Here is a 16,817-nt window from a genome sequence, read left to right on the forward strand (position 1 = left end):
CCATCGCCTGGCACGCTTCTTTACTATTTCTTAATTAACTACAACGAAGCTTTCCATCTGTTAAATAAAGAATCGATAATTATGTTTTGCTTAGGATAAAATAGGAGTTACTGTAACATGTTTTTCGAGGAGTTGAGTAATCTGTTCATTGGCGTCCTCCGAATCATTACCATTAAGAATAATCGTAAACTCTTCCCCAGACCTTAAATAAATAAACAGGTTCATCGTTCCTAAAATGCTTTTCGCATTAATGGTTTTATCGTTCTTCTTTACATTAACTTCGCAATCAAAGGAACTATTTAACTGAATTAATTCTAATATATTCTGAACATTAAATGTCCCTTCGTGAACATAAAAATGTTTCTTAATTTCCATTTGGATATACCTCCTTGATTTTGCTGATAAGATAACCTAATGGGTCATCAGATTTGTCCATTTCGTTGTTTGAATTGTTTGAAGCGCTTTCAAAAAGCATTTGAAATGGTTTTGCCTTTTTGGTTTGTCTCCTGTACACTTTGGTTTTTAGTGATTCTATAAAAACGCTTACATAATCTTCTTCCTTTATTTTAACGAACAAATCAGAAAACCTCCCCCAAATAAACTAAAGTTTTTCCTTAAAAAAGTATTGAATCTTCGTTGCTTTTACTAGTTTTTCAAATAGAGAGGTGATGCTTGTGAGCTTTTGAGAACCAAAGACCTTGATCAAGAGATTCGAGAATAAAATCATTGATGTCACCTTCTAAAAAATACCAAGTTTGTTTTTTGGGGGGGAGGCTCATTTTTTAAACTTTGTTGTTTTTTGAGAAAAGCTTGGAGAAGTGAAAGGCGGCATGACTGTCTTTTCCTCTGCGAGCATTCCGCTGGAGCATATCCGTTCATCGGGCAAAGCGCCACGTCCTGTGGAATGCGCGATATTAGGACGTCCTGTCCGTTGAGATAAATCGAAGCATTTGCAGAGAAGTTACGCTCTTTGCTCCTGCGGTTACTCGTCGCAAAAGAGAATATTTGCTCCTGCGGTTACTCGTCGCAAAAGAGAATATTTGCTCCTGCGGTTACTCGTCGCACAAGAGAATCCTGCGGGAACAGCGCGAGGTGAAGCCCCCGCAAACACGGTTTTGTCAGGAGGCCGAGAAGGATTTCGGTCAGAAGCTGGAGCAAGTTGTTCCCGAACGAGAAGGCCGAGAAGGGTTTCGGTAAGAAGCTGGAGCAAGTTGTTCCCGAACGAGGAGGACAAGAAGGATTTCGGTCAGAAGTTGGAACAAGTTGTTCCCGAACGAGGAGGTGGAGAAGGATTTTGGTAAGAAGTTGGAGCAAGTTGTTCCCGAACGAGAAGGCCGAGAAGGATTTCGGTAAGAAGCTGGAGCAAGTTGTTCCCGAATTAGAAGGCCGTGAAGGATTTCGGTAAGAAGCTGGAGCAAGTTGTTCCCGAATTAGAAGGCCGTGAAGGGTTTCGGTAAGAAGCTGGAGCAAGTTGTTCCCGAACGAGGAGCCCGAGAAGGATTTCGGTAAGAAGCTGGAGCAAGTTGTTCCCGAACGAGGAGCCCGAGACGGATTTCGGTAAGAAGCTGGAGCAAGTTGTTCCCGAACGAGAAGGCCGAGAAGGATTTCGGTCAGAAGCTGGAGCAACTTCTTCCCGAACAAGAAGGCCGAAAAGGATTTCGGTCAGAAGTTGGAGAACTTCTGACCGAACAAGAAGGTCGTGAAGGGTTTCGGTAAGAAGCTGGAGCAAGTTGTCCCCGAGCGAGGCTGTTTCTTCCTCTACTAGTAAATCTTTGTAGTGTATCCGTCGAAACAAATCGCAGTGGATTCGACGAAGCAACCCTCTTTGTTGCTGTACCCGCGGCAAAGAAGACACTGCGAAGAATGAACACGAGAAGATGTCACACTTGTGCCTGAGGTGAAAGCGTCCGCCTGGAGTGTATCCAAGCAAAAATTTTGCTTTAAAAACAAAAATCTATACAAAAAGAGAAGTATGTAACAGATACGTATGTGAATGTGTTAATATTGGTAAAATAGTGAAGAAATGTTTAACAAGAAGGGATTGGATAGTTTTGAGTAACGAGAACCGTACAGATTTGCCGGAGAATTTCAATGAGTTAAAGAAGAATATAAATAGAATGTCCAATTGGCGAGAGCGTCTGAATGCTGTGGACGAATTGGGTCAATGGAAGAATAGAGAGACGATCGAGTTATTGAAACATGCGATGACGGGAGATCCAGTGTATAAAGTACAGACTGCCGCCTTTCGCAAGCTTCAGGCTATGGGTGAAGCGGTGACGATGCCTGAAAAGAAAGAGGAAGATCCAATTAAGGGGACGAAAAAGATTTTAGTTCGGATAAAAAAGAGTTTGCCGAAAGATCATTCGTATGAGGATTTCAAAGAGAAAGTGAAAAAAATGAGAATTGATTTATATGATACATACGAAGGGGATAAGGGCCCTGATTTTGATAAGTGGCTTGAGGAAACATGGGCAGAATTGCGTACAAGGTAAGTTAATCCAACCTAAAGCTTCCTTCCATTGTAACTTGCTGCAATTGGAAGATGTTAGAGGCAGAATAGGCATTTGGGAGTAGTATACTACTGTAAAGAACCAAGCTGATACTTCAAGTAAAAGCTTGGTTCTTCTGAATGAGTAAACCTATCGTGATAAGACGAGACGTTTAAGAGGTAACTGCAGTCTCGTTAGGAACTTAATGGTTTATTTAAAGAAAAGTCATAACGAACCGAAGTCAATTGTTCGGAAATTTCCCATAATCTTTCCATCGTTTCTTTCTGGTAGACGTTTTTATTTGGGACTTCAATAGCAGGATTCCCTTTTCGATTCCCTTTACCATCAGGTCCGATATATTCTCCTCCTGCCAGTTTTGTGTCCGTAGCTGCCATAATTGTAGGCAATGCGCCTTTTTCAGCAGACTGTGCAAATAGATTCATAAGTGGCTTAATATACCATGGATTTTTTTCTTTCCCAAGTTTAAAGAGGTTAGTAGAAGAAATACCAGGGTGTGCTGCTAAACTGATTGTTTTAAAGTTATTCCGTTTCAAACGGTCATCCAGTTCTTTGGCGAACAAGAGATTCGCCAGCTTGCTTTGGCTGTAAAACTTCATAGCTTTGTATCCATTGGATCCATCGAGATTATCGAAATTGATGATCCCATTTCGGTGGGCAATGGAGCTGAGTGTCACAACACGTGGAGCAGTACTCTTTTCCAATAATGGTAGCAGTAGTCCTGTTAATGCAAAGTGACCTAAGTGGTTCGCACCAAACTGGAGTTCAAAGCCATCCTCCGTTTTCGTAAAGGGGGGAATCATCACCCCGGCATTATTAATCAATAAATCTAGGTTATTGTATTTTTGTTTAAATTCTCCTACAAATGCGTGGACGCTTGATAGTTTTGTCAGATCTAGATATAGGACATCCATGTTACCCTTTGGAAAAAGCTGAAGGAGCTTCTGTTTAGCCGTTTCCCCTTTTATCACATCTCTCACTGCCATGACGACAATATTTCCCGTACTTATGAAATACTTCGCCGTTTCTAGCCCTAAGCCACTATTTGCTCCTGTGATAACAACAATTTTTTTCGTCATATGTCCATACATCCCATCATGTATAATGTAGAAACTTACTGATTGCACAATACTAGTATAAGTATAAAGGATGATTATGAACTTATGATGAACGAAGGTAAGTTTGTTCCCTCGATTCTAGACAATTACTATATTTCCCCCTATTAATGATCCAGTTTTGTGATAGAAAATAGGGAACCGAGCTGAATTATTCATAGTATATCTAGGTTCCCTAAACACAAATTTAAGCGTTAAAATATTATTTAATCACTTCACCGGTATTCTCAACACCTGACCTACAAATATCATATCTCCGGTTAAGTTATTCGCTTCTTTAATGGCATTAACCGAAACCCCATATCTTAATGAAATTCGGTACAACGTGTCCCCAGAAACTACCGTGTAATCAAGGTATGCAGGTTTATCTTCTACTGGAGGACTTGGCGGTGTTGCAACTGGCGTGCCAACTTCACCGGTATCCCTTGTATTAAACCATGTTGGATAACTCTCCCAAACACTTCGGTTTTCCTGGCCGATACTCCAATGACCGACACCACGAATGCCGTATTTTTGTACTAAACTCATTTTTGCCTGATACGATTGGTCGTTTTCGAACCAAATCGTGTACGTGCCCGGTTGAAGTGGATTTCCTAAAATAAACGTTTGTGGATCTCCTTGTTTAATAATAACGGTTGCCTTTGCACTCTGACTTCTTTCGTCGAAAACAACCGTGCTTTCATAGCGGTCAAGTAAGAGTTGCACTTGGGCATTGGACATGCCATGCCCTCCAATACTTGCCCCTTCTCGCCAGTAACGGCCGTAATGGGCAAGTCCAATGACAATCTTGTCTTTAGGAACCCCTTGTGCAATGGCATATTGAATGGATCTCTCTACCCAAGGGAGACTGGCCACTGGTCCAGGGGAACCACTGTAATAACTCTCGTCATAGGTCATGATCATGAGATAGTCGGAGTATTTGGCTAATGCATTGTAATCATAAGCACCGTGCCATCCTTGTGTCCAGCCATTTGGATTTGCGGCAACGGCAACGGAAACTTCTTTCGAGGCAGGGAGCTTCTGACGCAATAATCTCACAAAATCCGTAAACGCCTCCCGATCCTCGTGATTAATATTTTCAATATCCACATTGACCCCGTCTAAATTATACTTCATTATGGCATTTGCAATTTCGGTTGTGGCTTGTTCACGGTTAGCAAGCATTGCCCGCCCCACTTCTCTGTCCCAATGGTTACTTAAAAATGGAACGACACGAATGCCCTGTTGATGCATGTTGGAGATGAAAACGGGATCCACCAGATGAGTTAGTTTCAACGTTCCATTCCGATTCACATCAAAATAGCTAGGAGAGACCGTATTGAAGGAATGCTGTGTTTGTGCCACTTGATTCGTAAAACTGCTCCGTTCCCCGAAGTACATATACCCTAAACTTAAAGTAGTGCTGGCAGTCACAGGAAGCTGCAGTTTCTGATCCACTAAGATCATGTCGCTCGATAATTGGTTGATGGTGCGGATAGCATTTACCGTTGTATTGTACCGTCGCGCAATTCCTAATAATGTGTCCCCCCGTACAACGGTATAAGATACCGTATCTGGAGTTAGAACTTCACTACTGTTCCCGGCCCGGTCTGATTTAGAGACGAGGAAAGTTAAAGGATGTTCGCCAGCCAGTTGTGTAACGTTAATATCGAAGTTGAAGGTTCCCCGTTCATTGATTCGGTACGTTAACTGCTGCAATTCTTCCCCTTTTGAATTGATTATGGTCACAACCATGGTTGATGATGGATCCGCTGTACCGACCAGATTAAAGAGTAACTGATCCCCTTGAATGGCGTAACCGCTGCGAGACACAGATGGCTCCCCGATTTCCGTCATTTTTTCTATTAGCAGTTTTTGTGGTTGACTTTCATTCCCTGCATGATCCCGTTGAACAATTTCCATCGTCAATAACCCGTCTCTCATTCCACTTAGATCGAAATCCTCCGTAAACATTCCATCTAGGGAGAATAGGGTTTTCGTAATTTGGGATACCCCATCACTGATACTGATCTCCACATAAACATGATCCTCGTCTGTTGTCCCATGTACCGTGAATTGCGACTGGTTTCTTTTATTAACAAAATCATCATTCCCGATGATAATGCCATGGGGTGCAATCGTGTCCTTGACTACCGTCATTGTTGTTGCCTCTGATTTATTACCAAACACATTAGTAGCTAAAATCGTGAAGGAAATATCTCCATCGTTTAAGGAAGTAAGATTCAGCGGGATCCTATACCTGCCATCGTTTCCCACCTTGCCTGATCCATGAATCGTAGTTTTCCCGTCGCTGAATGTTACTTCAATCTCACTGTTGATGGAGCTTGCCCCGTGAATGACATAGTCTGTAACATTACCTTTAAAAATCGTAGGCAATGCTTCCATTGTGATTTCTGGAACTTCTGTATTTTTCGTCATTTCGCCTCGGGTAGTTGGACCGATGTTATCTGCTGTATCTTTTTGCCTCACTTTAACAAGAAGTGTACCGTCACTAAAATCCGTCAGATTGACAGAGATACTATATCTTCCGTCATTACCAGCTTTACCAGTCGTTTCTAATTTAGTGCCTTCCTCATCCAATAGGACTAACTGGATTTCCCCATTCGCTTCCGCTGTACCTGTAATGGAGAAGGACTCTTTATTTCCATTATTAATATATTTGTTATAGTCAAGAATGGGTGCATCAGGTACCACCGTGTCTTTTTCCACATGGATCATGGTTGTCTCACTGCGGTTTCCTACCTGATCCCTTTGTGTCAAATGAAAAGTAAGGGTGGAATCTTCCAGATCACGTAAGTCCAAAGTAAAAAGATAATGCCCATCTTCTTGCACCACCGTTTCAAACGTTTTTTTTCCACCGTGCTCATCTGTAACCGTAAGAAAAACAACCCCATTTGGTTCACCAGTTCCCACGAGGTGAAAGTCTGATACGGTTATCGAATTAATAAAAGGGGCAGATTCCACCTGAGGAATGTCGATGAATGTATCTTTAATAATTGTTGTGATGAAGGGCTCACTGGAATTCCCTGTTCTACTAATTGCAGTTGCGGATATTTCCATGTCCCCATCCACCAATGGTGTGACATCCATCTGCATCGTGAAACGGCCATTTTCATTGGCTGTGACACGTTGTGTTTTAGTGGAATCTTTCCCGTCAGCTATGGTGATTTCTACCGTTATGCCTGGGTCTGCCATACCTGTTACTTCGTAAGCGTTTTGATTTGTTTGCGTGATTGGAGCAAACAGCGAGAACGTTGGTATGGCCGGAATAATGACTTCAGGTTCCGGTGTTGGAATTGGTTCTGGCTCAGGTGACGGTTCAGGCGTTCGAGGTGGTGTTCCCGCTGCCTGTGGAACTTCAAGTTTCTGACCAACCCTAATGATATCTGATGTCAGGTTATTAAGCATTTTAATGGCCGAAACAGATGTCCCATAGAGTAAAGCGATCCGCCATAAGTTTTCCCCTGCAACTACGGTATGAGTTAATGTGGCAGGTGGAACCGCTGGTGGACCTAGATCAGGCTCTGTAGGCTCAGGTTGTTGTCCTACCGGATCTGGCACGGGATCAGGGACTGGCGCAGTTGGTTCTGGTGCAGGAACAGGTTCCGGCTCTGTCCCGGATGGCGGTTGCATGGTTTTTTGTGGAATAGATAAGACTTGTCCTAAGCCTAGGATATCTGTCGTTAGATTGTTTAACGTTCTGAGTTCTGAAACCGTAGTATCATATCTGCGGGAAATGGAAAATAAAGTATCTCCTGACACAACGGTATGTTTGAGAGTATTAGTGTCTGTTGGCGGCTCAGGCGGCTTAGTTTGTTCCGGTGAAGGAACTGGAGACACTGCTTTTGTGTTAGGATTATATGGTATTCTCAAAAGCTGACCAATCCTTAATGTGTTGGATGTTAAATGATTGTAAGTCTTAATTTGATCAACGGTAGTGTTAAATGTTCGTGCGATGGAAAAAAGGGTATTGCCAGCTACAACCGTGTAGGTGAAATAAGGCAGGTAAAGAATTTGCCCCACATTAATGGTGTCTGATGTGAGCTGATTCACTACTCTTAATTCAGGCACGGTTACCTTATGTTCCCTTGCAATGTTGAAGAGAGTATCTCCCCTTTTGACAACATAACGGTCTAACTCCATGGCAGCAGGTTGTGTCTGGTTACTTGTTTGTGACGTGGCATGAGCTGTCACCGCATCACCGATGGAAAGAGAAGAAATCAGAACCGTTCCCACCACCACTTTAATGGTTGTTATTCTAAAGTTTGCAAACTTATTTTTAACAAGTCTTTGTATGTACGTATTTAATTCTTCTGTTTTTTCAGGACCCTGTCCTAATTCAGCTGAAAACTCTGAGAGTTGCGGGTCAAGGTAGACGATAAGAGTGTAATTCTCCCCATTTTTCTCTAGTTGTAGTCGATCAATCGCTGTCATCGTAACACACTCCTATGGATTTTGTTGATTTCCCTTATTGTTCCATCAAAGTTATTTATTCATGTAATTAAAATATACTTTTACTGAAGTGGAGAAAATACTATTGGGTATAGAATTCTTTTTCACAAAATGTTCACGGACCAGGTTCCAAAGGACGGTTCGTTTTAAGGGATACATTAATGTTGACGTTAATGTGAAACATTTTTGTTATGTTTATAAACTTTTCCAACTAAGTTATAATAAAGGGAAGTGTAAGAGCAAAAATTACATAATTAATTTATTTATCGGGGTGGAGGAATTTAACATGAGTCATGAAGTCAAGAAGGCCATTGAGAATGGTAGAACAGCACTTGGAATTGAATTTGGTTCAACTCGAATTAAAGCAGTACTCATAGGAGAAGGAAAAGTACCGATCGCATCAGGGAGTTATGATTGGGAAAACAGCTATGTAAACAATATTTGGACCTACAGTGTAGAGGAAATTTGGAAGGGGTTACAAGACAGTTATCAGAAGATGGCTACTGATGTAAAACAACAATATGGGGTCACCTTACAGAAGGTGGGAGCAGTTGGTTTTAGTGCCATGATGCATGGGTATATGGTTTTTGATCAAGAAGGGGAACTTCTTGTCCCTTTCCGTACGTGGCGTAACAATATTACCGAACAAGCTTCAACAGAACTGACAAAACGGTTTAACTACAATATTCCCCAAAGATGGAGTATTGCACATTTATATCAAGCCATCTTGAATCAAGAAGAACATATTACGGAAATTAGCTTTCAGACAACTTTAGCTGGCTACATTCATTGGAAACTAACAGGTAGGAAGGTTCTTGGAGTGGGGGAAGCATCCGGAGTATTTCCAATTGACTTGAATACGAGAGATTATAATCAAACGATGTTGGCTCAATTTAATGAATTGGTAGAATCTAAGAATCTTTCTTGGAAACTAGAAGACATTCTTCCAGAAGTAATGGTCGCAGGGGAAAGTGCCGGGGTACTTACAGAAGAAGGGGCAAAATTGTTGGATGTTACAGGGGAATTACAGGCTGGAATCCCCCTTTGTCCACCAGAAGGTGATGCGGGAACTGGTATGGTGGCTACAAACAGTATCGCGAAGCGGACTGGGAATGTTTCTGCCGGTACTTCTGCATTTGCCATGGTTGTATTGGAAAACGATTTGTCCCAAGTCCACCCTGAAATCGATCTTGTGACGACACCTACTGGGAATCTAGTGGCAATGGCTCACTCGAATAACTGTTCTTCTGATTTGAATGCATGGGTTGGGTTATTTGAAGAATTTTCAAAAGCAATGGGTATGGAAGTGGATACGAATAAGTTATATGAAACGTTATTTAAGCAGGCCCTTCAAGGAGATTCTGATTGTGGTGGGTTATTATCTTACGGTTATCTTTCCGGTGAACATATGACTCATTTTGAAGAAGGTCGACCATTGTTTGTCCGATCTTCAGACAGTCATTTCAATCTTGCTAATTTCATGCGAGTTCATTTATTTACTGCATTTGGAGCAATGAAAATCGGAATGGATATTTTGATGGAAGAAGAAAAAGTAAAACTGGATGAAATTTTAGGTCATGGGGGATTATTTAAAACAGAGGGCGTGGGACAGAACATCATGGCTTCGGCTCTTAATGTTCCTGTTTCTGTCATGGAAACGGCAGGAGAAGGTGGAGCATGGGGGATTGCCCTTCTAGCTTCCTATATGGTTAACAAATCGGATAATGAGACACTGGAAAATTACTTAAATGAAAATGTATTTGCAGACCAATCGGTGAAGACGGTATCTCCAGATCCGAAAGATGTAGAGGGCTTTGCGAAATTTATGGAGCGTTATAAGAAGGGGCTACCTATTGAAAGAGCAGCGGTAGAAAATCTGTAAAAAGAAAATAATAAAAGGTGACCCCCAGAGTCGCAATAAAATAGAAATGAGAAATCCTCCCTTTAAGGTAGGACAGATTAAAACATAACAATCTGTTTGCTTAAGGGGAGTTTTTTCATGACGAAAAGAGGGAGAACAAGGTGCTTGCCCTTTTCTTAGCCATGTTAATTAGTGTACTATGAAGCAGATAAATCATTTTAATGGCATTTTAGAAATAGGCATGAACTCTCATGACTTCAGGCAAGGGTTGTTGACGAGTAAACCACAACTAATAAAGGAGGAATAAACAGGATGGAACAGTTTGGAATCCCATTGAAGGGATTTGCAGAATTCAGCAGAAAAGTCGCTGCTGAAGGAGCGGTCTTACTTAAAAATGAAGGATCTGTCTTGCCTTTTCAAGACGGTGATAGAGTTTCTGTTTTTGGAAGAACACAAGTGAATTATTATCGGAGTGGAACTGGTTCTGGTGGGAGTGTGAATGTCCCTTATACAACGAACTTGATTGACGGACTTCGGAAAAAGAATATTATCCTTGATGAAGAGTTAGCGAAGGTGTATGAAACGTGGATTGGGGAGAATCCATTTGACAATGGTGGAGGCGGTTGGGCAGCAGAGCCATGGCACCAACAGGAAATGCCGTTGTCAGAGAAAATCGTTACGGAGGCAAGCAAACGGTCGACTAAGGCGATTGTAGTGATTGGGCGAACTGCAGGGGAAGATCAAGACAATGCAGATGAACCTGGTAGCTACCAATTGACAGATAACGAAAAAGCGATGCTAAAGATAGTGACCACCTTTTTCGAAAAAACGGTAGTGGTTCTAAATGTATCCAATATTATTGATATGAGCTGGATGAATGATTATCCCATTCAAAGTGTCGTCTATGCCTGGCACGGTGGAATGGAAGGTGGTAATGCCATTTCAGATGTATTGGTTGGGGATGTAACCCCCAGTGGTAAACTAACAGATACGATTGCCTATTCCATTGATGATTACCCTTCCACTAAAAATTATGGGGATGAGTTTCGAAACTTTTATGAAGAAGATATTTATGTTGGTTATCGATATTTTGAAACATTTTTTCCGGAAAAAGTTCAGTATGAGTTTGGGTTTGGGTTATCTTATACAGACTTTTCAATAGACTCGGAAGAAGCCAGACTCATTGAGAAAAATGGAAAAACGTATTTTGAAATACAAGTATCGGTAAAAAATACAGGGACAAATTTTTCCGGAAAAGAAGTGGTTCAAGTATATGTGGAAGCTCCACAAGGAAAGTTAGGTAAACCGTCAAAAATGTTGGTGGGATTTAAAAAGACGAAAGAACTTCAACAGGGGGATTCTGAGCAGGTGACGATTAGTTTCCCAGTGACTTCCTTAGCATCCTATGATGATGCCGGTGTGACAGGCCACCCTTCCTCTTACGTGTTAGAAGCGGGAGAGTACAAGGTGTTTGTTGGAAATAGTGTCAAAAGCTTAGTGCAAGTTGATGTGGATGGAAAGAGTGCATATAGTTTAGAAGAGCTGAAAGTAGTGGAACAGCTGGAGGAAGTACTGGCTCCAACGGAATCGTTTAAAAGAATGATGCCAGGGAGGCCAAAAGGGGATGGTACATATAAAGTGACTTACGTGGATGTGCCAAAACAAAAAGTATCATTGGCAGAACGAATCGAGGAAAATCTTCCGGAAACATTGGAACAGACAGGGGATAAAGGGTTTAAACTGAGAGATGTATATGATGGGAAAGTAAGTATGGAGCAGTTTGTTGCCCAATTGGATGATCAGGACTTGGCAACGATTGTCAGAGGTGAAGGCATGAGTAGTCCACTTGTAACTCCAGGTACTGCTTCGGCATTTGGAGGCGTGAGTGAGCGACTGTTTGATTATGGGATTCCAGTTGGGTGTACAGCAGACGGTCCATCTGGGATTCGAATGGATAGTGGGCATAAAGCCACCCAAGTTTCCATAGGGACACTGCTAGCAGCCACTTGGAATACTGAGCTTGTGGAAGAGTTATATGTTATGGAAGGGCAGGAATTATTAAGCAATCATATCGACGTTTTGCTCGGCCCTGGAATGAATATAAGAAGAAGCCCTCTAAATGGCCGAAACTTTGAATATTTTTCGGAGGATCCCCTTATAACAGGTGTTTTTGCCATTGCTTGTACCCGTGGAGTGGTACGTGGAGGTGCCAATGGAACGCTAAAGCATTATGCATGTAATAGTCAGGAGCAGTATCGGACTCAAGTAGATGCAGTGGTGTCGGAGCGTGCCTTGAGGGAAATCTATTTAAAGGGCTTCGAGATGGCAGTAAAGGAAGGCAGTGCCAATTCCATTATGACTTCTTATAATCCAATCAATGGACACTGGGCAGCTTCCAACTACGATTTAAATACAACTGTTCTTCGTGGGGAATGGGGATTTAAAGGGATTGTTATGACAGACTGGTGGGCGAAAATGAATGATGTGGTACACGGAGGTCCGGCAGATACAACGTCCACAAATTGGATGGTCCGTGCTCAAAATGATCTTTATATGGTGGTTAATAATTATGGCGCTGAAATTAATTCCTATAATGACAATACGGAAAAATCATTACAAGACGGTACGTTGACTAGGGGCGAATTGCAGCGGTCAGCAATGAATATTTGTGAGTTCTTAATGAATGCACCGGTGTTTTCTAGAAAGCAAGTGAAGGAAGAAACGGTAAAAACAGCTGTTCCGAATTCTTCCCTCTCCACTGAACAATTTCAATTACTGTCAAAGGAATTACAGGTAACTCCGTCAGTTGGAGAATCGGTTGTTATTAAAGTGGAGGAAACAGGAACCTATCAAATGTTCGTGAAGGTGATGTCCTCTGATACGAATGTGGCACAAAGTGCTTGCAATGTTACCTTTAATGATCAAGTAATAGCGACGGTACAAACGAGTGGTACGAGGGGAAAATGGATAAAGCAGAAGTTAAATAAAGTAAACTTAGAAGCAGGCTTTTACGACATGAAGTTGGATTTTATAAAGCCAGGTTTACAGATTGAATGGATGAGGTTTAAACAATTGTAGAGAACGAGAGATGTCGACAGGTGCCAGGCACCTGTCGATTTTTATCTATACGTCAGAGCTTGTCTTCCCATCTGGATCCAAGCTTTTTCGAAGCGCTCACGGGAGATGGCTCTCGCAGGCTTATGATATAGGGGGTCATGAACATAGATGTCATTCTTATCAAACCCCACTACAACAACACTGTGCATTCTGTAAGTGATCTTCAACTCTCCTAACCTCGTATTCCATGTTTGAAATTGGTCAGCATCTAATAAATCAAATGTGTCATTCGTAATTACCCAAACAGGATATCCTTCCATCATACTCTTAAAGATATCGTCAATTTTACAGCCAGAAAGGGGAAGTATTCTTTGGGGTAAGTAGGATTCTGCTAGCTTTTGAATAGGGGGAAGATAAACACCGAGACCGTCTGTTTCAAAGGAATACATATCTCCTACAAATCCATCATTTAGATGACCGTTCAAGTCATTTTTAAAGAAAGGTACCTTTATGATGTCTTCTGCCAGTTGCATCTTATCTACGTTTATTCCCGCGTGTTGTAACAACATGGAGAGGCTCGTTACTTCACATCCCCTCGGTAATTCTGGCATTTGCTCTAGAAATGGAACTTCCAGTATATGTTTTTTCATGAGATTCACTCCTTTCATAAGGTGAAATCGAATGACGTGACAAATCTTGATACTTAGTTATATAGGGAGTATCTATTTATTCTTCTTTATGACTTAAATATCCTGCAAATGGATTAACGTGGAGGGGACGAAAAACTAAATGGCTAATAAAGTGTTTTAGGAAAGGGACTAAATAATGGGGGGAATTGAATCCATCTTATAGGAGTTAATCTCATTTACAGCAAGTAAGGTAAAGCCAGACTTACATGAGCTACCGTTGCGATGCTAACAGAGTGAGGCTCCCCCAGTTCATAACTAGGAAAGCCTCACTTGCAATACAGATTATTAAATTTCCTCTTGGTCAATGATTTCAGTGGAATAAAATTTTAATTCCCCATCTAAGCGTTTTAGCACATGAACGACAGTTACTAAAGTATCAAAGGCTTCCCAATCTTCATGAACATGTGTAAAAACAGTAGTTTGCTTCAATTGTATACTTACTTCCTCGTCGTTAAATTCTATGATTTCATGTTCTAGAACTTCATAAACAACATCGAATAATTCAAACTGTTCCTCCAAACTTAGTTGATCGTCTTCCGTATATGAATAAACAGTAGATAAATAACTTTCTATATCTTCTTCATTAGCATATATATAGTGTCTTGTTAACAAGTCTTCCACTTCTTCTAGTAACGAGAGCGGCATGGATTCCACCACTTCATTGGCAGTGATGAGGAGAATTCCTTCATGGATTTCAAATGTATATTCCATTGTTACGATGCTGTCTTCCATTGAAACATCTTCCTCCATGTTGGAGTATTCTTCTTTTTGGACAACTGTCACTTTGACATTGTTATCTTCGATAGAATCAATTTCAATAGAATCCACTGTAAATGTCACATCGTATTGTGAAAGTTCCTTCTCTAATTGCTCTTTCTCTTCCTCAGATTGGTGGAGACGGTTGGCTAAAAATCCAGATGCACTGCTTTCGGAAAGGTAGTCATTGTTAATCGTAATAAGTGCGGTTACTTGTGTCAAAATATCTTCTTCAGAAACACTTGTGAAATCTTCATATTCTGCTTGAACTTGTTCAAAAACTTCTTCTTCTCCACAGGCAGTGATAACTGCTAAAAATAATGCTGCTGATACTAGTAGTATTAAATTCTTCATAACTCCTCCTGATGTATGTAATAGATAGTTGTAATAATTATTTTATTATAGCATTAAACCTCCGATAATGGTTCAGAAATTTCAATCGACAGGTGCCAGCGTATAATGGTAAATAAGTCAATAATGAATTTTGGCTAAAAAAGGGTAACTCAAACTAAACCTTCCGTTTTCCATTTTTTTGAAAAGGATCAACTATCACAGAACAATATAAAAGGACTCTTCTACGACGTGAAAGGATCTTGCGTTTTCATACTACAGAGGTACCGCCTAGTAAATACAACTTTTTCTTCACGTATTATTCGTACTTGCAGGACAAGATCCATTACGCTGGCACGCGAGGTCTAAAGCCTCAGGCACAATAAACAATGTGATCTAACGTCCTAGAGGAGTCCCTGTTTTAACCTTCTAAATTTAACTTCTAATTTTTATATCTTATATGTTTTATACATAGGATTTATAAATTGGTTGCTTTGATTATTATAAATAGATTTTTACTTTCTAAGCCGATTGGTGGTAAGTTTCAGACGCTACGAACTTTTCATAAAAACGTTTTATATTAGGACTATGCAGCTTTTTATATAATTCATTGTATAAACGATAATTCCCCTGGTTAGTACGGTATAAAGTATTGTTTCGGATCATTGAAAAGGCTAAACGTATCATACGATTCCCTAATGCCACGTATGCTTGTCGGTGGTGTTTCCCACGTTCTTTGAACGCTTTGTACCTTTGATTCATCTCTGGGTTATTATGGGCCAATGATCTCCCTACTTGGTAAACAATATTTCTAAATTGCCTTCTTCCTTGCTTTGAGACTCCATAGTAGGAAGGATTTCTGTCGCCTGACTGCTTGACAATTGGATTCGTTCCAGCCATCTTGATTAATTGCCCTGCATGATCAAAATCCGATATATCGCCCATTTCCGCAAACAATTCAGCACCAGTCACAACACCTATTCCAGGGACGCTTAGGAGAATTCCACCGTCGGTTTCAATGAAAAGATCCTCTATCCTTTTCTCTAGCTCTTTAATATTCCTATCGAGTAAATCAAACTGATCTAACTTTTGGTTAAGAAGAAATTGTTCTGATTTTACCAATTGTTTTCCTCTTGAAATGGAGTTTTGAGCGAAATCTAGTAATATATCAATACTTTCATCTCGTATTTTGAGATTATGATCAACAGATACTTTGCGTAGCCCTTCGGCCCCAAGAGTAAGTATATCGCTAGGATGTAAATAATGGCGCATGATAAACCGTGAGGTTTTCCCAAAGAGATCCGAAAAGGGTTTCACTTTTTCTCTTTTTCCATCGACCCATACACTTTTTCCTTGAAACTCTCTAAATATATGATCAATATAAGACCTTATTAAATTCTTCATTGTAGACATTTCTTTCACTAATTCACGGCGAGCACGTGTTAATTTTTGTAGTTCACGTATCTTTCCGCTCGTCAAATCGGCGAATGTACCATGTCCATTTATTAGTACTTGGATGATAGCCATGAGATCCAGGTTATCTGTCTTCGACCAATTTAAAAGTGCTTCTCGTTCCTTGGCGGTAGTCGCTGAATTAATGATACGAACATGAAACCCTGCAAGATGACAATGAAGAACTAGGTCCTCATAGTAATGCCCTGTTGTCTCCACTCCGACTACAATCTCCTTCTTGCCATATTCTTTTTCTATTTTGCTTACTAGTTCCTTGACCCTTTCAATTCCCGTAAGGGATGCATCGAACTCAAATGGGCTTACAATGATTTCCCCAAAATAGGTACTAACCATCCCTTTATGGGTGTACTTTGCTGCATCCACTCCCACTAATAATATATTCTCTGTTCCTACGTCTTTAATAAACTTAGCCCATCGACTTCCATTTTTCCCTTGAATGTGTTTGAATATAGAATGAGTCATCGTTTTCTCTCCTTTGGTTGGGATAGTATATTAGAAGTTCTGTGATAGGTACTTCTATACTACTAGAAAACGGTGACCTTTTTTATTATCTTGATCTATTTACTATACTAGGCAC

11 protein-coding genes are annotated in these 16,817 nt (G+C 40.7%); 4 read left to right on the top strand and 7 right to left on the bottom strand.

Annotated features, from left to right (window positions below; genetic code table 11):
• Positions 1-90: 90 nt before the first annotated feature.
• On the bottom strand, positions 91-375 hold the full coding sequence (locus KS419_RS05560; RefSeq protein ID WP_217065080.1) for an HPr family phosphocarrier protein: 285 nt from the start codon (positions 373-375) through the stop codon (positions 91-93).
• A complete protein-coding gene (locus KS419_RS05565; protein WP_217065081.1) occupies positions 365-577 on the bottom strand; it encodes a hypothetical protein in 213 nt (70 codons plus the stop codon). The genes KS419_RS05560 and KS419_RS05565 overlap by 11 nt, the downstream gene beginning before the upstream one ends.
• A 998-nt stretch (positions 578-1,575) precedes the next feature.
• Here KS419_RS05565 and KS419_RS05570 point away from each other — a divergent pair.
• Together KS419_RS05570 and KS419_RS05575 are read left to right on the top strand one after the other, a co-directional pair.
• Positions 1,576-1,716, top strand: a complete 141-nt coding sequence (locus KS419_RS05570) for a hypothetical protein (protein WP_217065082.1) — start codon at positions 1,576-1,578, stop codon at positions 1,714-1,716.
• Between the two features lie 335 nt (positions 1,717-2,051).
• Positions 2,052-2,492 (top strand): HEAT repeat domain-containing protein, encoded by a 441-nt coding sequence (locus KS419_RS05575; protein WP_217065083.1) that lies wholly within the window; start codon positions 2,052-2,054, stop codon positions 2,490-2,492.
• Between the two features lie 191 nt (positions 2,493-2,683).
• Here KS419_RS05575 and KS419_RS05580 read toward each other — a convergent pair whose 3' ends face one another.
• Both KS419_RS05580 and KS419_RS24795 read right to left on the bottom strand, forming a co-directional pair.
• Positions 2,684-3,586: an oxidoreductase gene (locus tag KS419_RS05580; RefSeq protein ID WP_217065084.1), complete on the bottom strand. Its 903-nt coding sequence runs from the start codon at positions 3,584-3,586 to the stop codon at positions 2,684-2,686.
• Positions 3,587-3,832: 246 nt separating this feature from the next.
• On the bottom strand, positions 3,833-8,056 hold the full coding sequence (locus tag KS419_RS24795) for a LysM peptidoglycan-binding domain-containing protein (RefSeq protein ID WP_246593668.1): 4,224 nt from the start codon (positions 8,054-8,056) through the stop codon (positions 3,833-3,835).
• Positions 8,057-8,360: 304 nt separating this feature from the next.
• Here KS419_RS24795 and KS419_RS05620 point away from each other — a divergent pair, with 304 nt between their 5' ends.
• Both KS419_RS05620 and KS419_RS05625 read left to right on the top strand, forming a co-directional pair.
• A complete protein-coding gene (locus tag KS419_RS05620) occupies positions 8,361-9,956 on the top strand; it encodes a xylulokinase (protein WP_217065085.1) in 1,596 nt (531 codons plus the stop codon).
• A 291-nt stretch (positions 9,957-10,247) separates the two neighbouring features.
• Positions 10,248-13,013, top strand: coding sequence for a glycoside hydrolase family 3 C-terminal domain-containing protein (locus tag KS419_RS05625; RefSeq protein ID WP_217065086.1), 2,766 nt, complete (start codon positions 10,248-10,250; stop codon positions 13,011-13,013).
• A gap of 41 nt (positions 13,014-13,054) precedes the next feature.
• Here KS419_RS05625 and KS419_RS05630 read toward each other — a convergent pair whose 3' ends face one another.
• The 3 genes from KS419_RS05630 to KS419_RS05640 form a co-directional block, all read right to left on the bottom strand.
• Positions 13,055-13,642: a C39 family peptidase gene (locus KS419_RS05630; RefSeq protein WP_217065087.1), complete on the bottom strand. Its 588-nt coding sequence runs from the start codon at positions 13,640-13,642 to the stop codon at positions 13,055-13,057.
• Between the two features lie 324 nt (positions 13,643-13,966).
• Positions 13,967-14,791: a hypothetical protein gene (locus KS419_RS05635; RefSeq protein ID WP_217065088.1), complete on the bottom strand. Its 825-nt coding sequence runs from the start codon at positions 14,789-14,791 to the stop codon at positions 13,967-13,969.
• Between the two features lie 498 nt (positions 14,792-15,289).
• Entirely contained in the window at positions 15,290-16,702 is a 1,413-nt protein-coding gene (locus tag KS419_RS05640; RefSeq protein WP_217065051.1) for an IS110 family RNA-guided transposase, read from the bottom strand.
• Positions 16,703-16,817: the final 115 nt, after the last annotated feature.

The organism is Evansella tamaricis (assembly GCF_019042215.1).
Lineage (GTDB): Bacteria > Bacillota > Bacilli > Bacillales > Salisediminibacteriaceae > Evansella > Evansella tamaricis.